Origin of the sequence: Pseudomonas extremorientalis, from assembly GCF_001870465.1 — a bacterium.
GTDB lineage: Bacteria > Pseudomonadota > Gammaproteobacteria > Pseudomonadales > Pseudomonadaceae > Aquipseudomonas > Aquipseudomonas extremorientalis.
The window spans coordinates 660743-679513 of the sequence record NZ_MDGK01000015.1 but is presented as its reverse complement, the minus strand read 5'-3'; the positions used below and the strand labels follow the sequence as shown (position 1 = coordinate 679513).

21 protein-coding genes are annotated in these 18771 nt (G+C 60.5%); 11 read left to right on the top strand and 10 right to left on the bottom strand.

What is annotated here, in order from left to right; genetic code table 11:
- Positions 1-136: 136 nt before the first annotated feature.
- Positions 137-1033, bottom strand: coding sequence for a LysR family transcriptional regulator (locus tag BFN10_RS06910; RefSeq protein WP_071489037.1), 897 nt, complete (start codon positions 1031-1033; stop codon positions 137-139).
- A gap of 99 nt (positions 1034-1132) precedes the next feature.
- Here BFN10_RS06910 and BFN10_RS06905 point away from each other — a divergent pair, with 99 nt between their 5' ends.
- Positions 1133-1804, top strand: a complete 672-nt coding sequence (locus BFN10_RS06905) for an NADPH-dependent F420 reductase (protein WP_028619443.1) — start codon at positions 1133-1135, stop codon at positions 1802-1804.
- 65 nt (positions 1805-1869) lie between these two features.
- Here the strand turns inward: BFN10_RS06905 and mqo are convergent, their stop codons facing one another.
- The gene (mqo, locus tag BFN10_RS06900; RefSeq protein WP_071489036.1) at positions 1870-3516 is read right to left on the bottom strand and encodes a malate dehydrogenase (quinone); all 1647 of its coding nucleotides are present in this window, start codon (positions 3514-3516) and stop codon (positions 1870-1872) included.
- A gap of 483 nt (positions 3517-3999) precedes the next feature.
- Here mqo and BFN10_RS06895 point away from each other — a divergent pair, with 483 nt between their 5' ends.
- Positions 4000-5187 (top strand): MFS transporter, encoded by a 1188-nt coding sequence (locus tag BFN10_RS06895; RefSeq protein ID WP_071489035.1) that lies wholly within the window; start codon positions 4000-4002, stop codon positions 5185-5187.
- Positions 5188-5286: 99 nt separating this feature from the next.
- On the opposite strand, the gene BFN10_RS29685 is transcribed toward BFN10_RS06895, so the two are convergent.
- Positions 5287-5508: a hypothetical protein gene (locus tag BFN10_RS29685; protein ID WP_071489034.1), complete on the bottom strand. Its 222-nt coding sequence runs from the start codon at positions 5506-5508 to the stop codon at positions 5287-5289.
- A gap of 370 nt (positions 5509-5878) precedes the next feature.
- Between BFN10_RS29685 and BFN10_RS06885 the strand changes: the two genes are divergently transcribed.
- The 4 genes from BFN10_RS06885 to tal all read left to right on the top strand — a co-directional run bounded on the left by BFN10_RS06885 (position 5879) and on the right by tal (position 8644).
- Positions 5879-6121 carry a CopG family ribbon-helix-helix protein gene (locus BFN10_RS06885; protein ID WP_071489033.1) on the top strand — a complete coding sequence of 81 codons (243 nt, stop codon included), beginning with the start codon at positions 5879-5881 and terminating at the stop codon, positions 6119-6121.
- Positions 6111-6395, top strand: coding sequence for a type II toxin-antitoxin system RelE/ParE family toxin (locus BFN10_RS06880; RefSeq protein WP_071489032.1), 285 nt, complete (start codon positions 6111-6113; stop codon positions 6393-6395). Before BFN10_RS06885 ends, BFN10_RS06880 begins: the two co-directional genes overlap by 11 nt.
- A gap of 84 nt (positions 6396-6479) precedes the next feature.
- Complete coding sequence (dusA, locus tag BFN10_RS06875; protein WP_071489031.1) at positions 6480-7466, top strand: tRNA dihydrouridine(20/20a) synthase DusA; 987 nt, start codon at positions 6480-6482, stop codon at positions 7464-7466.
- Positions 7467-7717: 251 nt separating this feature from the next.
- Positions 7718-8644, top strand: a complete 927-nt coding sequence (tal, locus tag BFN10_RS06870; protein ID WP_071489030.1) for a transaldolase — start codon at positions 7718-7720, stop codon at positions 8642-8644.
- Between the two features lie 137 nt (positions 8645-8781).
- On the opposite strand, the gene rssC is transcribed toward tal, so the two are convergent.
- The gene (gene rssC, locus BFN10_RS06865; protein WP_003218919.1) at positions 8782-9264 is read right to left on the bottom strand and encodes an anti-sigma factor antagonist RssC; all 483 of its coding nucleotides are present in this window, start codon (positions 9262-9264) and stop codon (positions 8782-8784) included.
- Positions 9264-10445, bottom strand: a complete 1182-nt coding sequence (rssB, locus tag BFN10_RS06860) for a two-component system response regulator RssB (RefSeq protein ID WP_071489029.1) — start codon at positions 10443-10445, stop codon at positions 9264-9266. Before rssB ends, rssC begins: the two co-directional genes overlap by 1 nt.
- Positions 10446-10721: 276 nt before the next feature.
- Here rssB and BFN10_RS06850 point away from each other — a divergent pair, with 276 nt between their 5' ends.
- A complete protein-coding gene (locus tag BFN10_RS06850) occupies positions 10722-11018 on the top strand; it encodes a PilZ domain-containing protein (protein ID WP_071489027.1) in 297 nt (98 codons plus the stop codon).
- 60 nt (positions 11019-11078) lie between these two features.
- Here BFN10_RS06850 and BFN10_RS06845 read toward each other — a convergent pair whose 3' ends face one another.
- Positions 11079-11768 carry an MlaA family lipoprotein gene (locus tag BFN10_RS06845; protein ID WP_071489026.1) on the bottom strand — a complete coding sequence of 230 codons (690 nt, stop codon included), beginning with the start codon at positions 11766-11768 and terminating at the stop codon, positions 11079-11081.
- Positions 11769-11963: 195 nt separating this feature from the next.
- Here BFN10_RS06845 and pcrP point away from each other — a divergent pair, with 195 nt between their 5' ends.
- Complete coding sequence (gene pcrP, locus BFN10_RS06840) at positions 11964-12572, top strand: HAD superfamily inactivated hydrolase PcrP (protein WP_071489025.1); 609 nt, start codon at positions 11964-11966, stop codon at positions 12570-12572.
- Positions 12573-12682: 110 nt separating this feature from the next.
- Positions 12683-12949: a DUF4404 family protein gene (locus BFN10_RS06835; protein ID WP_071489024.1), complete on the top strand. Its 267-nt coding sequence runs from the start codon at positions 12683-12685 to the stop codon at positions 12947-12949.
- 130 nt (positions 12950-13079) lie between these two features.
- Here BFN10_RS06835 and queF read toward each other — a convergent pair whose 3' ends face one another.
- Both queF and copI read right to left on the bottom strand, forming a co-directional pair.
- Positions 13080-13910: an NADPH-dependent 7-cyano-7-deazaguanine reductase QueF gene (gene queF / locus BFN10_RS06830; protein ID WP_071489023.1), complete on the bottom strand. Its 831-nt coding sequence runs from the start codon at positions 13908-13910 to the stop codon at positions 13080-13082.
- A 69-nt stretch (positions 13911-13979) separates the two neighbouring features.
- A complete protein-coding gene (gene copI, locus BFN10_RS06825) occupies positions 13980-14492 on the bottom strand; it encodes a copper-resistant cuproprotein CopI (protein ID WP_071489022.1) in 513 nt (170 codons plus the stop codon).
- A gap of 154 nt (positions 14493-14646) precedes the next feature.
- Between copI and BFN10_RS06820 the strand changes: the two genes are divergently transcribed.
- Both BFN10_RS06820 and BFN10_RS06815 read left to right on the top strand, forming a co-directional pair.
- A complete protein-coding gene (locus BFN10_RS06820) occupies positions 14647-15327 on the top strand; it encodes a heavy metal response regulator transcription factor (protein ID WP_058424549.1) in 681 nt (226 codons plus the stop codon).
- Positions 15324-16670 (top strand): heavy metal sensor histidine kinase, encoded by a 1347-nt coding sequence (locus tag BFN10_RS06815; protein ID WP_071489021.1) that lies wholly within the window; start codon positions 15324-15326, stop codon positions 16668-16670. Before BFN10_RS06820 ends, BFN10_RS06815 begins: the two co-directional genes overlap by 4 nt.
- A 105-nt stretch (positions 16671-16775) precedes the next feature.
- Here the strand turns inward: BFN10_RS06815 and BFN10_RS06810 are convergent, their stop codons facing one another.
- Together BFN10_RS06810 and lolD are read right to left on the bottom strand one after the other, a co-directional pair.
- Complete coding sequence (locus tag BFN10_RS06810) at positions 16776-18020, bottom strand: lipoprotein-releasing ABC transporter permease subunit (RefSeq protein ID WP_071489020.1); 1245 nt, start codon at positions 18018-18020, stop codon at positions 16776-16778.
- Between the two features lie 62 nt (positions 18021-18082).
- Positions 18083-18766, bottom strand: a complete 684-nt coding sequence (gene lolD / locus BFN10_RS06805; protein ID WP_017477213.1) for a lipoprotein-releasing ABC transporter ATP-binding protein LolD — start codon at positions 18764-18766, stop codon at positions 18083-18085.
- Positions 18767-18771: the final 5 nt, after the last annotated feature.

The following is an 18771-nucleotide window of genomic DNA, read 5'->3' as shown; positions in this document are numbered from 1 at the left end:
AGAAAATGCCCCCTTGTTGCAGCCTCGCTCCTGCTTGGCTCTGGAGTATTTTTAACAGGTGGCGTCTGTCAGGTTGCTGAACCTGAGGGCGTTGCGTTCATGGGGTAGACGAAAGGCTCGTCGGGTACTTGAATGCTCAAACCGGACCGAAACGCGCCAGCACTGCCTCGACAAATCGCCGCAACTTGGCGGTGCGCTGCCGATTTGCGGTGTAGACCAGATGCATTGGCCGGCTCGGGGCCTCGAAGTCCGGCAGCACCTGTACCAACTCACCGCGGGCCATTGCCGTACGCAAAAAATCCTGGGGGCCGAGAACCATGCCGAAACCGTCCAGCGCCGCCGACATCAATGCCCGGCTTTCGTTGATCTGCAGACGACTGGTCACCTGTACGCTGTACAGCGTCGAGCCTTGATGAAATATCCACTCGCGGTCCGCCGGGCGTGACCAGAAGGCATAGCCCAGGCATTCGTGACGTTCCAGGTCTGCCGGCACCTGCGGCGTACCCCGCGCAGCCAGGTACGCAGGCGAAGCACAGACCACCAGGCGATAAGGCGCCAGTGGCCGGGCTGTCAGGCCGGTGGTCGCCAATGGACCGATGCGGAAGGCTGCTTCATAGCCCTCTTCCACCAAGTCGACGAAGCGATCCGTCAGGTGCAGGTCGATTTCCACGTCAGGGTTATCGCGCAGGAATGCAGTAATCAGTGGCATCAGGCTGTAGGAACCGAAGGTCACAGGCGCGGTGATCTTCAGCTTGCCACGCGGCGTGTCATTCATGATTTGCGCCAGCGAGTCCGCAGCTTCGGCCTCCGTAAGGATATGTTTGCAACGTTCGTAGTACGCGCTCCCCAACTCCGTGAGGCTTTGCCTGCGCGTGGTGCGATTAAGTAACCGCGCACCGAGGCGCTGCTCCAGCGCGGCAACGTGTTTGGCCACCATTTGCGCCGACATGTGCAAACGCTCGGCGGCGCGGGCGTAGGAGCCCAATTCCGCAGCGATCACAAAGGCATTCATGCTCGATAGACGGTCCATCATTCCCTACTCCCAGTAATAACACCCGCGCCATAGTGCTTATTTATCGCCACTTGGTTGCCAATCATCATAGCGGCTTCCCCCTTTATCAGGAGCAAGACCATGAAGATTGGCGTGATTGGAGCCGGTTTTATCGGGCGCGCCGTGGCACAGCGGGCACTGGCGGCCGGGCATGAAGTGATGTTGAGCAACTCTCGCGGCCCGCAGACCATGAGCAGCGTGGTAAGTGGCATACGCGGCGTAAAAGTGGGCAGCGCAGAAGATGCCGCACAGTTTGGTGACGTGGTGCTGGTGGCGATTCCGTTTGAACACTACCGAAAAGTCCCGGCGCAGTGGCTGGCAGGCAAGACCTTGCTCGACGCCAACAACTACTACCCGGAGCGCGACGGTCATTTCCCCGCGCTGGATCGATTTGAAACCACCACCAGCCGACTGCTCGCCGAACACTTCACCCACTCAAAGGTGATCAAAGTGTTCAACGCGATTTTCGCCGCGGACATTACCGATCATGCTCGCCCCCACGGCGCACCTGACCGTCGCGCATTGCCGGTGGCCGGCGACGATGCTGTCGCCAAAGCGCAGGTAATCACCCTGCTCGACGAGCTGGGCTTTGACGCCGTCGATGCCGGCAGCCTGGATGAAAGCTGGCGGTTCGAGCGGGCCAAGCCCGCGTACTGCGTGCCGCTGGACCAGCCCGGGCTGAAGGCGGCCCTGGCCGCGGCCGAGCGTACGGTCGAACTGCCGCCGGTCGACCGCGAGCACACCCGCGCTTAAACACCGCCCCACAAAAAAGCCCGCTGACCGTTACCGGTTCAGCGGGCTTTGTGCATCAGCCTGGCTTACAGCGCCAGATCAGACGCCGGCTTGCTCGGCTCAGCCGCGGGCTTGGCAGCCTCGGTGGCCTTGGGTGCAGCCATTTGCGGAATCACAGGCGGCGTAGGCAGTTGCAGGACTTCGGCGGTGTAGGCCCATTCCTTGGCAACCGCTTCCGGACTGTCGTTCAGCTTGGTGCCGTAGCTCGGTACGATCTGGTGCAGCTTGGCCTGCCACTCAGGGGTCGCGACCTTGTCCTTGAACACTTTCTGCAGCACGGTCAGCATGATCGGGGCCGCAGTGGACGCGCCTGGCGATGCACCCAACAGGCCCGCGATGGTGTTGTCGGCGGAGCTGACCACTTCAGTGCCGAGCTTCAGGACGCCGCCTTGCTCCTCGTCACGCTTGATGATCTGCACGCGCTGACCGGCTTGCCACAGGCGCCAGTCGGATTGCTTGGCGTTCGGGAAGTACTCTTGCAGCGCCTTGAAGCGGTCGTCGTCCGACAGCATCAGTTGGCCGGCGAGGTACTCGACCAGTGGGTATTCACGAATACCGACTTTGGTCATTGGCCAGATGTTGTGGGTGGTGGTGCTGGTCAGCAGGTCCAGGTACGAGCCTTCTTTCAGGAACTTGGTCGAGAAGGTCGCGAATGGGCCAAACAGGATCACGCGCTTGCCATCCAGCACGCGGGTGTCCAGGTGCGGAACCGACATCGGTGGCGCGCCAACCGAAGCCTTGCCGTAGGCCTTGGCCAGGTGTTGCTCGGCAACGGTTGGGTTATCGGTCACCAGGAACGAACCACCTACCGGGAAGCCAGCGTATTCCTTGGCTTCAGGAATGCCCGACTTCTGCAGCAGGTGCAGCGCACCGCCGCCGGCGCCGATGAACACGAACTTGGCGTCGGTTTCGGTCTTGGTGCCGTCTTTCAGGTTTTTGTAGCTCACACGCCACGAACCGTCGGCGTTCTTGGTGATGTCCTGCACTTCGCTCGACAGCTTCAGGTCGAACTTAGGCGTGGTCTGCAGGTGAGCGACGAACTGGCGGGTGATCTCGCCGAAGTTCATGTCGGTCCCCAGCGGGCTCCAGGTGGCCGCGATTTTCTGGTTCGGGTCACGCCCTTCCATCATCAGCGGAACCCACTTGGCGATCTGCGCCGGGTCTTCGGAGTACTGCATGCCAGCGAACAGCGGGCTGGCCTTCAGGGCTTCGTAGCGTTTTTTCAGGAACTTGATGTTGTCATCGCCCCACACAAAGCTCATGTGCGGTGTGGTGTTGATGAACGAACGCGGGTCCTTCAGCACGCCTTGGCGGACCTGCCAGGACCAGAACTGACGGGAAATCTGGAACGCTTCGTTGATCTCGACCGCTTTCGGGATCTCAACGTTGCCGTTCTTGTCTTCCGGGGTGTAGTTCAGCTCAGCCAGGGCCGAGTGACCGGTACCGGCGTTGTTCCAGCCGTTGGAGCTTTCTTCGGCCACGCCATCGAGGCGCTCGACCATCTCCATCGACCAGTCCGGCTCCAGCTCGTTGAGCCAGACACCCAGGGTCGCACTCATGATGCCGCCGCCAATCAGCAGCACATCGACTTTCTTTGCCTCTTCCGCCTGAGCGGAGCTGATCCCCAGCGACAAAGCCAGCCCCAGCAGGGCAGTGTTTACTTTTTTAAACATCAGTAGCACCTATGATAAAACGCCATCCGCCCTACCGCCCCTGATCATGGGCAACCCTCCATCACGATGCGCCAGGCAACGCACCGCGGGGTTTGCACATTCACGAGAGGGCCGCAGGGTGGGCACACAAGGCCGACGTATCGACCTCACTGTTTATGTCCCTTCTGCGCTGACTTTTTATCATTATTGGCTTCAGCTACCTGGGCGACAGCCAACCGCCGGGACGTATACGGATGTACGTACCCAGGAGAGACTAGACCAGGACGGCGCGCAGAATATCACGGCAAACGGCGTTTATGCGCCGTTTGGCCAATTGACAGCTCTAAATCGCGGCTTTTAACCCGTCGATGTCAAGCGTGGCAGGCGCGACCAGGGGTCACAGGCCTGGAACTCTGACGCAAACGGCTGTTCTAGACACCTTTGCCGCCGCTTGCGTAGCATCAGCGGCTCTCCTTCGTGCGCTACATCCAACCAGAGTTACCCATGACTATCCAGCAAACACCCGGGCATGTGCTGCCCGCGCGCAGCGCCGCCAAAATGGAAGCGGCCATGGCCGTGGGCGCCTTCGCGATCGGCACCGGCGAATTCGCCATCATGGGCTTGATGCCCGACATCGCCCACAATCTGAATTTGAGTGAACCGCAAGTCGGCCACGCCATCAGCGCCTACGCCCTGGGCGTGATGGTCGGCGCCCCACTGCTGGCCATCCTCGGCGCCAAGTTGCTGCGCAAACATATGCTGCTGTTACTGATGGGCCTGTATGCGCTGGGCAACCTGGCCACCGCCTTCACCCCGACCTTCGGCTCGCTGGTGGCCTTCCGCTTTATCAGCGGCCTGCCCCACGGCGCCTACTTCGGCATCGCCGCCGTGGTCGCCTCGAGCATGGTGCCCAACGACAAACGCGCCGGCGCCGTGGCCCGCGTGATGATGGGCCTGACCCTGGCCATGCTGCTCGGCAACCCCATCGCCACCTTCCTCGGCCAACACCTGGGCTGGCGCTCGGCGTTTGCACTGGTCAGCGTGATTGCCCTGTGCACCCTCTTACTGGTCTGGCAATTCGTGCCCCATCGTCACGACGAACAACGCAGCGACCCGCGCAAGGAACTGCGCGCCTTCACCAAACCGCAGGTGTGGATGGCGTTGTCGATTGGCGCGATCGGGTTTGCCGGGATGTTCTGCGTGTTCAGCTATTTGGCGCCGACCATGCTGGAAGTGACCAAAGTCTCGCCGCAGTGGATTCCCTTCGGCCTCGCCGCGTTTGGCGTCGGCGGCATCATCGGCAACATCGCCGGCGGCAAGCTGTTCGACCGCCTGCAATTTCGCGCCGTGGGTTGGATCATGGTGTGGTCGATGGCCGTGCTGATCTTCTTCACCTTCGCCGCCAGTTCGCTATGGAGCGTGCTGCTGGGCATTGGCCTGGTCGGCACCATGATCGCCATGGCCGCTCCCCTGCAAATCCGCTTGATGGACATCGCCCACGAAGCCCCGAGCCTGGCGGCGGCGTCGAACCACGCGGCGTTCAACCTGGCGAATGCGCTGGGACCGTGGTTGGGCGGGATGGCGATTACAGCCGGGTATGGCTGGACCAGCACCGGCTACATCGGCGCCGCTACAGCGTTGATCGGCCTGGGCATCTACCTCATCGCCCGCCGCATGAAGGGCGGCCACTGACGCCACACTTCCCGATCCAATGAAGATCCAACTGTGGGAGGGGGCTTGCCCCCGATGGCAGTGGGTCAGTCAACACATTCACGACTGCCCACCACCCCATCAATCATCATGCAACAACCCCGCCCCATACTCCCCATAACTACTCCCCAACCCACCGCCGCCAAAATTCATCTTGGCGGCTTTGCTGGGGCTATGGTCCCCAAACGCCTGGCATCCGCCTGAAAAACACGGGTCACTGCTCACGCCGGCCGACCCTGTCGAACACGCGCCCAACAGCAACGTACCCGCAACCATAACGACTTTAACGAGGTTCGAAATCATGGTTTCAGTTCCCTGTGGAATGGAGGCGCGGAGGTCCTCTCTTGAAGAGGATCGTAGCGCTCAAAAGCGCCGGGAATGATGAAACTTTGCTGGGTGACAGGAGGGGTTCAGGTTGCCGGTTGGGTGTTCGGAGGGAGCGCTGATTTGATCGATATAAGGATTGCGTGATTTGTTAGGCAATGTGTGGTCTGAGGGGCAAGCCGAAAGAAGAGTAGGAAGGTTTCCGCGAACGCCCTTAGACCAAATCGATAAAACCATGATGCTCTGAATTAAGGTTAGTAGCTTCTGGATACACCTCGCGACGACCTGCTGATTCAAGCCAACGATCCACAGTGTAAGATGCCCACAACCATCAACCTTCGAGGTCGCCATGACTGGAATCTCCCTAACCCTGCCGGAAGACCTGTCCAACTCTCTTGCCGACTTGGCCAAAAGCAACGGCCAGACTGCGACCTACCTGGCGATGGACGTTCTTCGCGACTACATCGAGCATGAAAAAACGCTGACCGCTCAGATCGAGTTGGCCGTGAAAGAAGCTGACCAAGGCAAATTCGCCACCGACGATCAAGTGGCGGCCATGCGCGCTAGGCGCTGGAGTCGGAATGCGGGTTGAGTGGCTTGAAAAAGCGCTCAAAAATCTAGAAGACGAAGCGAACTATATCGCTCTCGAAAATCCAACGGCTGCTGACGACTTCTCCGATGCCATTTTCGCCAGCGTCGACAAACTGGCTCAATTTCCCTCCATGGGTCGTGAAGGCCGGGTCAAAAACACCCGTGAATGGGCAGTCCCCAATTGGTCATATCTGATTCCGTATCGGATACGCAGTGATCGCCTGCAAATCCTCGGTGTATTCCATACACGGCAGCGTCCACGTTCGAAATGGTAGTGGACGCAAATCTCGGCTCCCCGACACCCAACATACATCCCTGATAAACTGCGCGCCATTCACCCCGCTGACTCAGACGCCCCAATGCCCCTACAAATCGCCCCACTCTCCCGCCGCTTCTCCGTCGCCCCGATGATGGATTGGACCGACCGCCACTGCCGGTTCTTCCTGCGCCTACTCTCCAAGCACGCCCTGCTCTACACCGAGATGGTCACCACTGGCGCGATCCTCCACGGCGACCACGACCGTTTCCTGCGCCACAATGAAGCCGAGCACCCGCTGGCCCTTCAGTTGGGCGGTAGTGTTCCGGCTGATCTGGCGGCTTGCGCGCGTATGGCCGAGGCCGCTGGCTACGACGAGGTGAACCTGAACGTCGGTTGCCCCAGCGACCGGGTGCAAAACAACATGATCGGCGCGATCCTGATGGCGCATCCTGCCCTGGTTGCCGATTGTGTGAAGGCGATGCGCGACGCGGTGTCGATTCCGGTGACGGTGAAGCACCGCATCGGCATCAATGGCCGGGACAGCTACGCCGAGCTGTGTGATTTCGTCGGGACGGTGAAGGACGCGGGCTGCACCAGTTTTACCGTGCATGCGCGGATTGCGATTCTGGAAGGGCTGTCGCCGAAGGAAAACCGTGACATTCCGCCGTTGCGTTATGACGTGGCGGCGCAGTTGAAGCGGGATTTCCCTGAGCTGGAGTTTATTCTCAACGGCGGGATCAAGACGCTGGAGCAGTGCCATGAGCATTTGCAGACGTTTGATGGGGTGATGCTGGGGCGGGAGGCTTATCACAATCCGTATTTGCTGGCGGAGGTGGATCAGCAGTTGTTTGGCAGTGAGGCGCCGGTGATCAGTCGGGCTGAGGCGCTGGTGCAGTTGCGGCCGTATATTGCGCAGCATTTGGCGAGCGGTGGTTCGATGCACCATATCACTCGGCATATTCTGGGGTTGGGTACCGGTTTTCCGGGGGCGCGCAAGTTCAGGCAGTTGTTGTCGGTGGATATTCACAAGGCGAGTGATCCGCTGGCGTTGCTGGATCAGGCTGGGGCTTTGCTGGAAGGGCGGTAAGTCCGTTCAAGTCTGGGGGACTGGTCTGCCGCTATCGGGGGCAAGCCCCCTTCCACCTTTGAATTGTGGTGATCATGCGGGAATTGGGTTGAACCTGTCGGCAGTTTTGGCCTCCTATTTAGCACCAAGACAAGGCATTCAAACGGCCGTTTTCAGGTTGTTGCCCTCGCAAACGATCGAACGCATTTGCGCCCTTGAGCGCCTGCCGGTGCTCGGGTAATGTCATCAGACCCACAGGACAGAGCACGCCCATGACTTCCAAGCTGGAACAACTCAAGCAATTCACCACTGTCGTAGCCGATACCGGCGATTTCTCCACCCTCGCCAAGCTCAAGCCGCAAGACGCCACCACCAACCCTTCCCTGCTGCTCAAGGCCGCTTCGATCCCGGGCTACGCCAAGCTGCTGGATGAGTGCGTGCAGGACTGCAACGGCGATGTGGGCCTGGCCAGCGACCGGTTTGCGGTGGCGGTGGGTCAAGAGATTCTCAAAGTGGTGCCGGGCCGTATTTCCACTGAAGTGGACGCCCGCCTGTCGTTCGACGAAGACGCGATTCTCAAGCGTGCGCATCGCCTGATCGACCTGTATGACAAAGCCGGCGTTGGCCGTGACCGCGTGCTGATCAAGATCGCCTCCACCTGGGAAGGCATCCGCGCGGCGGAGAAGCTGGAAAAAGAAGGCATCCAGACCAACCTGACGCTGCTGTTCTCCTTCGCCCAGGCCGTGACCTGTGCCGAAGCCGGTGTGTTCCTGATCTCGCCGTTCGTGGGCCGTATCTATGATTGGTACAAGAAGGCCAACGGCAACGATTACACCGGTGCCGAAGACCCGGGCGTGCAGTCGGTGACGCGCATTTACAACTACTACAAGGCCAATGGCTACAAAACCGTGGTGATGGGCGCGAGCTTCCGTAATCTGAGCCAGATCGAGGAGTTGGCCGGTTGTGATCGCCTGACCATCAGCCCGGACCTGCTGGAGAAACTGGCGGCGGATAAGGGCAAGCTGGAGCGTAAGCTGTCGCCGGGGCATGCCGGTGAAGCACGCGTGCATCTGACTGAAGCGCAGTTCCGTTGGGAGTCCAACGAGGATGCGATGGCGACTGAGAAGCTGGCGGAAGGGATTCGTCAGTTTGCTCGGGACCAGGAGAAGCTGGAGGCGTTGCTGACTGCCAAGTTGTAAGGCAGGCAGTGGCAAAAAGGGCGGTTCCCTCGCGGGTACCGCCCTTTTTTGTGCTCAGCCGATCTGAAGCCTGTCTTACTTCAATGTGGGAGGGGGCTTGCCGCCTCCCACATTTGGAATGCATTCAACCCAGGAGGTCAGTGGCGCTCAAGGGCGTTGACGAGGTCGTGGAAGGCTTCGCGGTTGGAATCATTCAAGCCCATCAGGATCTTGTGCGCTTCCAGCACCTTGACCCGCACCACTTCCTCGGACTGGTCCTGGGACGGCAGGTCGGTGAGGCATTCCGGGCATGGGATCGGGCGGTCAACGATGTTGAACACCTGGTCGAAGCCCATGGACTGCAACAGGCGGGTGATGTCTTCGTGGGTGGTGACGACGGTCGGCAACAGGCCGACCTTCTGCCGAGACAGAATGGACAACTTGGCCAACAGGCCCAAGGTGGTGCTATCGATGCTGCGGGTTTCGGTCAGATCGATCACGATCGCCGAGAAGTTCAGCGCTGTGAAGATCCGCTCAATCGTCGCATCCAGCGCCGAACACAAGGTCAGGCGCACTTCACCGACAAACTTCAGGACGAAGGTCCCGTCTTGCTCGGCGAATTGGATTCTTCCGGTACTCATCAAAGATTCCTGCTCAACACCAATAGGGCGATATCATCCGGCATCTCCCCCAGCGTGGCCAATCCAAAAACCTGCCGCAGGCCATCCAGGCTGCCGCCCGCCGACTTGACCTTTTGGGGCAAGGCGGCTTCTTTCTCTTTGAGTGTAGGCTCTGGAAGCAGGTCCAGGATGCCATCAGACATCAGCGTCAGGCTGAACGTCGGCGGCAGTTCCAGGATGTGGTCTTCGTAGGTCGCTTCATTGAACAAGCCTACGGGCAGGCCACGCCCTTCCAGGTAACGCACACTGTCAGGAGTGTATAAAACAGGCATCGGCAGGTGACCGCCGATGCTGTAGGTCAAAAGACCGGTTTCTTCATCGATCACGCCGCCGACCATCGTCACGTGCTTGCCCAGCTTGCAACTGATCAGGCCTCGGTTGATGTGACCCAGCACCTCGGAGGGGGTGAACTCCGGCAAGGTGCCGTTGCGCTTGGATTCGAACAGCAACCGTGTGGTCATGAACTTCAACAACACGGTGACAAAAGCCGAGGAAGCACCGTGGCCGGACACATCGGCCAGGTAGAACGCGACACGCCGCTCGTCGACGCGAAAGTAGTCGACAAAATCACCCGACAGGTACAGCGACGGGATGATCTGGTGGGCGAACTGGAATTCGTCGATGGTCCACGGGCTGACCGGCAGCATGTTCATCTGCACCTGGCGCCCGGCATTCTGGTCTTCCTGGAGCAGGTTGAGGCTGGCTTCGAGTTCGCGGTTGGCGGTTTCGAGCTTTTCGCGGTAGCGCTGGTTTTCCACCAGCAGGCGCGCCCGGTCCAGCGCACGGCGCACTGAGTGCTCCAGCACTGCCAGGTCTTCCAGGGGCTTGATCAGGTAATCGGCAGCGCCCAGGCGCAACGCTTCGACGGCATCGTTCATCACGCCGGCACCGGACACGACAATCATGGGCGTCTGCGGGGCGAGCTCGGTCACCTGGCGAATCAGCTCGAGGCCGCCCATCTGGGGCATGCGCAAGTCGCAGATCACGAGGTCGGGCTGGTCGCGCTCGAACACCTGGAGACCCTGTTGGCCATTGCTGGCCTGCAGGACGCTGAAGCCACTGTCTTCCAAATAGGCCGCAAGGCTCGCGCGCACTACTTCGTCGTCATCGATTATCAGCAGCGTGGCACTGGTTTTTTGCATGTGGGCAAACGGCGCCAGAATTAGGTTGGCGTAGGTGGCGCGACAATGGCCGGGCTCACGTACTGGATTCGCTTTCTAGCCTCTCTGTCCTACAAGGCATTGGGATTTTTCCCATGCACAATGGTAAAGCAGAGGTGCCCTTCTAAGGCGCAGACGGTACTCCCATCCGTCAGGGGTTTCAAGCTCATGCCGATGGTCGCCGAGCGTCTTTACACCGCAAATCACCGGGAGTTATAAGAACAGGCACGACCACAACACAAAGAAAGGATGGAACCCATGAGCGAACACGAGCGCGACTACGCCGAAAAACGCGATTTCATCCGCATGCGTGTGGATGCCGATGTGTCTCTGATCCACGCAGGGCAAGAGATTGCCGGGGTTTGCGTGGACCTTTCCAGCTCCGGCATGCAGGTGCAGGCGCCGCGCCAGTTCAACACGGGCGACCTGTTGACCGTGCGCATCGACTCGGAGCACGCCGCGCTGAAGGGCCTGGAGGCGGACACCGAGGTGGTGTGGACCAAAACCAACGGCGAAGACCAGCAGCTGGGTCTCAGGATCCTGAAAATGCGCTGAAAACCGCGCACAAAAAAGGCGACCGCCGGGGTCGCCTTTTTCATGTCAAAACATAACGGCTTAGAAGTCGTCGACGACCTTGCCGTCCTTGACCTTGAACTCGCGGTTCTGCAGGTACGCGTTACGGATAAAGGTGTACTTGTCACCGGTGATCAGCTTCTCGCTGTCAAGCAGGCTGGCACGGGTATCGACGATGTTCAGGCCGAAGGTGCTGTTGCGCCAGCCGATATCGTTCATGTAGCGATACGGCTGGGTGTAGCTGTCCACGTACTTGGACGGCGCGTCACGCAAGGTGCTTGGACCCAGCAGCGGCAGCATTACATAAGGGCCGCTGCCGACACCCCAGTAGCCGAGGGTCTGGCCGAAGTCTTCATCACTGCGTTGCAGCCCCATTTTGGTGCCTACATCGATGAAGCCCAACACGCCGAAGGTGGTGTTTACCAGTAAACGGGCCGTATCTACACCGGCCTTTTGGGGCTTGAGCTGCAGCACGTTATTGGCCAGGTTGCCGACATCGCCGATGTTGCGGAAGAAGTTGTGAACGCCATCCTGGACGAATTGCGGGGTCACGAACTGGTAACCCTGGGCCAATGGCTTCAGTGCGTAGGTATCAACGGTGTCGTTGAAGGTGAAGATCGGGCGGTTGACGCTTTCCCATGGATCGTCTTCCGAAGCTGCCTGTGCGGCGAACGGCGCCAGAAAGATAGTGGCACACACCGACAGCTGAGCGAAATAGTGGCTCCAGCGCATAGCTTTTGCTCCTTGAATGGTCTGTCATGGGCGCTATGCCCTGAATAAGGCGGTCAGTATATGCCGGAAGTCGCCAATTAGGCAGCTGCTAGGAAACGTCTGATTCAAAATGCACAAAATTCCTACAATCAACCCGACTGTCATCGGCCTGTCATGGTGCCTGGATAGCGTTAGCGCTATTTCAGGGATGTCGACATGCCCCACGCCGAGATAGCCATCGCCAGCGCCCCCGCCCTGACCGCCGTTCTGTTTGGCCTGAGTGGCTGTCTGGTGGACTTCGGTTCCCGGGCCCGTACCGACTCCCAGGCCCCCGACTCCCAAGCCACACCGGGTGCGCTGAAAATCTTGCGCAGCCTCAAGGAACAAGGCGTGCCCTGCGCCTGGCTGGATGAACTCCCCCCCGCCGTCACCACGCCGTTGGCCGCCACGCTACCCAACTGGGTCAAGGCGGCATCGCCCTCCTCCATTCGCTGGCCGGCACCCCATGCCTGCTGGCAAGCCTTGATGGAGCTGAACATCGAACGCCTGGAAGGCTGCGTACTGGTCAGCGGCGAACCGCGCCTGCTGCAATCGGGCCTTAACGCAGGGTTGTGGACCATCGGCCTGGCCTCCTGCGGCTCGCTGTGCGGCATGGCACCCGAGCAATGGCAGGCCCTGAGCGAGCCGGAACGCGAGCTCAAGCGCGGCAAGGCCACCCTCGCGCTGTACGGGCTGGGCGTACACTCGGTGATCGATCACCTGGGCGAGCTCGGCACCTGCCTGGCGGACATCAGCCTGCGCCAGCTCAAAGGCGAGAAGCCCTGACACGGATCATGCACAGTCGACGCCAGTGGATTAATCTACAGGCTAGCCCGTAGACCTTTCTCGGCGTGCCGCGGTCTATGCCAGTGCCTATCGATAAAAGGAAACACATCATGCCTGATCGCAAAAAACTGGAAGACCAGGTCGAAATCCTGCGCGGGCAGTTGGAACAGCAACCGCCGCTGTCGGAAGAAAAACGTGAAGCACTGGAGGCCTTGATTGCCAAGTTCGAATTGCAACTTGAGCTGGAACCGGCCACCCAGACACCCAGTATTTCCGACGATGTGAATAAAGCGGCCATAGAGTTCGATGCTGAACACCCGGCCATTTCCGGGGCACTGCGCAATATCATGAACACGCTGGGCAGCATGGGAATCTAATCTTCCCGCCAGCCCGGATCCAAATGTGGGAGGGGGCTTGCCCCCGATAGCAGAGGTTCAGACACAGGTTCTGTGACTGACACTCCGCCATCGGGGGCAAGCCCCCTCCCACATTTATCTTGCATCAAGCCTATTGGCGAGCCAGCCGCACGTTCTGGAACGCCACATCCTCAGTACTGCGATACGGGTTGATATCCAACCCACCCCGCCGCACATAGCGCGCATACACCGTCAATCTTTCCGGCTTCAGCAAGCGCTGCAGGTCCAGGAAGATGCGCTCTACGCACTGTTCATGGAAGTCCGAGTGCTGGCGAAAGCTCACGATGTACTCCAGCAGGCTGGCGTGATCCAGCGCGTGGCCACGGTATTGCACCACCACGCTGCCCCAGTCGGGCTGGCTGGTTACCGGGCAGTTGGATTTGAGCAGGTGGCTATGCACGCTCTCCTCGACAACGCGCGAGTTATCGCAACGCAGCAGCTCCGGGCGCGGGTGCCCGTAGTTGCTGACGCTGATATCCAAATCATCGATGCAAACGCCCGGCAGCGCCATCACGCCTTCGGCCTCGATCTCGGCCAGGCTGCGGATGCGCACGCTCACCGGTTTACCGGCTGCGGTGCTGAGGTCTGTGCGCAGGGTGGCTTCCAGGCTGGCCGTATCGGCAAACGCGGTCTGGTTCAGCGAGTTGAGGTACAGCTTGAACGACTTGGACTCGATGATGTTCGGCGAGTCGGCCGGGATGCTGAATTCGCCGATGGCCACCACCGGCTTGCCCGACGGCAGCAACCAAGACAGTTCGAAGCAGTTCCAGAAATCCACGCCCTTGTACGGCAGGGTCTCGGCGCTCAGGCCCAGTTCGGCCCATTTGGCGGCGCGTGGAATCGGGAACAGCAACGACGGGGTGTAGGTGGAGATGTATTCACTGGACTTGCCCAGCGGCGAATGTTCGGCTGCGGGATGCATGGCGGAAACCTGGCTAAATAAACCGCGCCAGTCTACCAGCCTTTGCCCCCGCGCCTAAGCGCCGGCGGATCAATCGACGTTGAGTTTGCCGACCATGCCCGCCTGGTAATGCCCCGGCAGGTTGCAGGCAAACTCAAGGCCCGTGGCCTTGGTGAACGTCCAGGTCAGCTCGGCGGTTTTGCCAGGCTCGACCAATACGCTATTGGGATCGTCGTGTTTCATCGCACCATGGCCCATGGCGCCGTGGTCCATGTTGCCCATGCCGGTGGACGTGAGCATACCGCTGGCCTGCATCTGTAACATTTCCTTCTGGTGCTCGGCATGCATCGCCGCGTCACCCAGGTTGAATTCGTGGAGCAACTGCCCTTTGTTGACCAATACAAAGCGCACCGTCTCACCGGCTTTTACATCCAGGGACTTGGGCGAAAAGGAAATATCCTGCAGGGTCACTTCCACGGTACGCGTGGCCTTACTCGCCGGTGCAGCTTCACCGAACGCATAGGTATGGGCGCCATCGGCCATCGCCTCAACACTCAACGCCAACAGGCAACCCGCCAACAACAAGGGTGTACGCAACGCCATCTGTTTTCTCCAAAATGTGTGACCAGCCAGGGGAACACTCTAAGAATGCGCCGCTGCCAGCCAGCTGACTGCTAGATTACAACTTTGTCAGGTTGCCCTCCTGCCCTGGCACCCAAGGTATAAAGCCGTCGTCCATCGTTGCCAAGAGTCGCCCATGAAACTGCTGATCGTCGAAGACCAACCCAAAACCGGCCACTACCTGCGCCAGGGCCTGGCCGAGGCAGGGTTTACCACCGAATTGGTGGCCGACGGCACCAGCGGCCAGCACCTGGCATTGACCGGTGACTACGACCTGTTGATCCTCGATGTGATGCTGCCGGGCCGGGATGGCTGGCAGATCCTCCAAGCCGTGCGCAGCGCCGGCCTGGATATCCCGGTGCTGTTCCTCACCGCCCGCGATGCCGTGGAAGACCGCGTGCACGGCCTGGAACTGGGCGCCGACGACTATCTGGTCAAGCCTTTCGCCTTTTCCGAGCTGCTGGCCCGCGTGCGCAGCCTGTTGCGCCGGGGCGGCAGCACACCGCAGGAAACTGCGCTGCAACTGGCCGACCTGCGCCTGGACCTGATCCGCCGCCGCGTCGAGCGGGACGGCCAGCGCATCGACTTGACCGCCAAGGAATTCTCCCTGCTGGAACTGCTGCTGCGGCGCCAGGGCGAAGTGCTGCCCAAATCGCTGATCGCCTCCCAAGTGTGGGACATGAACTTCGACAGCGACACCAACATCATCGAAGTCGCCATCCGCCGCCTGCGCCTGAAAGTCGACGATAACTTCCCCAACAAACTGATCCACACCGTACGCGGCATGGGTTATGTGCTGGAGGAGCGGGTCAATTGATCAAGCGCCTGTCCCTGGCCAGCCGCCTGGCGTTGCTGTTTGCCGCCTGCACAGCGGTGGTGTCGTTGATTGCCGGCGTGCTGTTCAACCGTGCCAGCGAAGCGCACTTCATTGAGCTGGACCAGCAACAGCTCGACAGCAAGCTGATCGCGCTGCGCAGTACGTTGCAGGGGGTCGACTCACGGGAAGCGCTGGCCCAGCGTGAAGCGCAATTGCGCGCCGAACTCAGTCGCCAGCCCGACCTGACCCTGCGTATCACCGCGGCCGGCCAACGCTGGCTGGACGATGCACCCAGCATCGACTTGCCCGCAGCGCCCGGCCTGCACAGCCTGCAAAACGCCGACACCGACTACCGTGTCTACAACGCGCCGCTGAGGGCCGACCAACCGGATTCGCCGCAACTGACGCTGATGCTCGATATCACCCACCATCAACATTTCCTGCAACGCATGCAGCATCTGATCTGGCTCACCGTCGGCCTGTCAGCCCTGGCCACTGCCCTGCTCGGCGCATGGGCCGCTCGCAGCGGGTTGCGACCGTTGCGGCGCATGGGCGAAGTGGCCGCCAGTGTGTCCGCCCATTCCCTGACCCAGCGCCTGCCCCAGCAACATATGCCGGTGGAACTGGCCGAGTTGGCACAGGCCTTCAACGCCATGCTCGGTCGTCTGGAAGACGCGTTCCAACGTCTCTCGGCGTTCTCCGCCGACATCGCACACGAACTGCGCACGCCGCTGTCGAACCTGCTGACCCAGACCCAGGTCATCCTCACCCAGCCGCGGCCGCTGGAGGATTACCGCGAGGCGCTGCACAGCAACCTGGAAGAACTGCAATGGATGGCGCAACTGGTCAACGACATGTTGTACCTGGCCAAGGCGGATCATGGCTTGCTGATGCCCAAGCGCGAGCCGTTGGCGCTGGCTGATGAAGTGGACGCGTTACTGGAGTTTTTCACGCTGCTGGCGGAGGACAGGCAAATCAGCCTGGTTCGCGAGGGCACGGCCCATACGACGGGCGACCGTGGGATGTTGCGGCGGGCACTGTCGAATCTGCTGGATAATGCGCTGCGGTTCACCCCGCAAAGTGGCCAAGTGCGTGTGCGTATGGAAGATGGGGTGAGGCTTTCAGTCGAAAACACCGGGGACGGTATTCCAACCGAGTTGCTGCCAAGATTGTTTGACCGATTCTATCGGGCCGACCCGGCGCGGCATGAAGGCAGCAGCGAGCATGCGGGGCTGGGGTTGGCGATTACCCAATCGATTGTGCGGGCGCATGGGGGGAGGATTTATTGTGAATCCGGGGCGGGATGGACACGGTTTGTGATCGAGTTGCCTGCTGGAGATTGATGCAAGCTTTACCGGCCCTATCGGGGGCAAGCCCCCTCCCACATTTGAATGTACTCACAGATCAAAGTGTGGGAGGGGGCTTGCCCCCGATGGCGGTCTTGAATATTACGAATATCTCAGCGCATGCGCCGGCTCAATCTTCGCCGCCCGATACGCCGGGTACAGCGTCGCCAAAAAGCTCAGCACAAACCCCGCCGTGCAAATCAGCACCACATCCCCACCCTGCAGCTCCGAAGGCAGGTTGCTGACGAAATACACGTCCGAACTGAAGATATGCTGCCCGGTGACCCGCTCCATCCAGCCCACCAGTTCACTCACATTCAACGCCGCAATCACGCCCAATACGCCACCGATCAAGGTGCCGACGATGCCGATCACCGTGCCCTGCACCATGAAGATCGCCATGATCTGCCGTGGCGTGGCGCCAATGGTGCGCAGGATCGCAATGTCCGCGCCCTTGTCGTTCACCACCATGATCAAGGTGGCGATGATGTTGAATGCCGCCACGGCGACGATCATCAGCAACAGCAGACCGATCATGGTCTTTTCCATCTTCATCGCGCTGAACAGACTGCCCTGGGAGTGAGTCCAGTCATCGGGCTTGTAGCCGCTGCCCAGGCTGGCGGCGATATCCGCCGAGACCTTGGGTGCCGCGTACAGGTCTTTCACCGCCAGGCGCACGCTTTGCACCTGGTTTGGCTGCCAGTGCTGGATCTCGGCAGCGTCGGCCATGTGGATCATGGCCATGGAGCCATCCAGTTCGGCACCGACCTTGAAGATCCCCACCACGTTCAAGCGCTGCATGCGTGGGGTGATGCCACCCGGCGCAGTGCTGATTTCCGGCACGATCAGGGTCAGCTTGTCGCCCACATTCAGGCGGAAACGCCGGGCAGTGATTTCGCCGACCACGACGCCGAATTCGCCGGGTTTGAGGTCATCCAGTTTGCCCTGCACGATATGCTGGGCCACGATCGACACCTTGCCTTCCTGCGCCGGGTCGATGCCGCTGATCTCGATCGGCTGCATCGCGCCTTTGTAGGAGAACATGCCGTCCATCTGTGTGAACGGTACCGCTGCGGTGACTTCCGGGTTCTTCATCGCGGCGGCGGCCACGGGCTGCCAATTATCGATCGGGTTCACACCGACGATGGTGGCATGGGGCACCATGCCGAGGATGCGTGAGCTCATTTCGCGTTGGAAGCCGTTCATCACCGACAACACCACGATCATCGCCAACACGCCCAGGGCGAGGCCGATCATCGAGGTCATCGAGATAAACGAGACAAAACGGTTGCGGCGCTTGGCGCGGGTATAGCGCGTGCCGATGAAAATCGATAACGGTCTGAACATTCGCTTGCACCGCCTGAAAAAATGAAAAAGCCCGGCGCTTGAAGCACCGGGCTTGAAACGGGTCAGATGGCGACCAGGTGACCTTCCTGCAAGTGCAGCACGCGGTCCATCTGGCGGGCCATGCTCATGTCATGGGTCACCACCAGGAACGCGGTGCGCATCTGGGTGCTCAGTTCCAGCATCAAGTCCTTGATGCCCTGGGCCGTGTGGGAGTCAAGGTTGCCGGTAGGCTCGTCGAGCATCACCAGGCCCGGGTTGTTCACCAGGGCACGGGCGATTGCCACACGCTGGCGCTCGCCGCCGGACAGTTCGGCCGGCTTGTGCTCCAGGCGATGACCGAGGCCGACGCGCTCCAGCAGGGCCTTGGCGCGCTGGCGGGCTTCCGGGATCGCGGTCTTGCCGATCAGCAGCGGCATGCACACGTTTTCCAGGGCGGTGAATTCCGGCAACAGGTGGTGGAACTGGTACACAAAACCGAGCGAACGGTTGCGCAGTTGGCCACGGGCCTTTTCGCCAAGGGCCGAGAGTTCTTCACCGGCCAGCCATACGCTGCCCTGGGACGGCGTATCCAGGCCGCCCAGCAGGTTCAGCAAGGTACTTTTGCCGGAACCGGAACTGCCGACGATCGCCACGCGCTCGCCCGGGTGCAGCTCAAGTTGCAGGTTGGACAGCACCACCACCGACTCCGGACCTTCCTCATAGGATTTGCCCAGGTTGCGGCAGCTCAGGATTGCTTTTTCACTCATGCCCG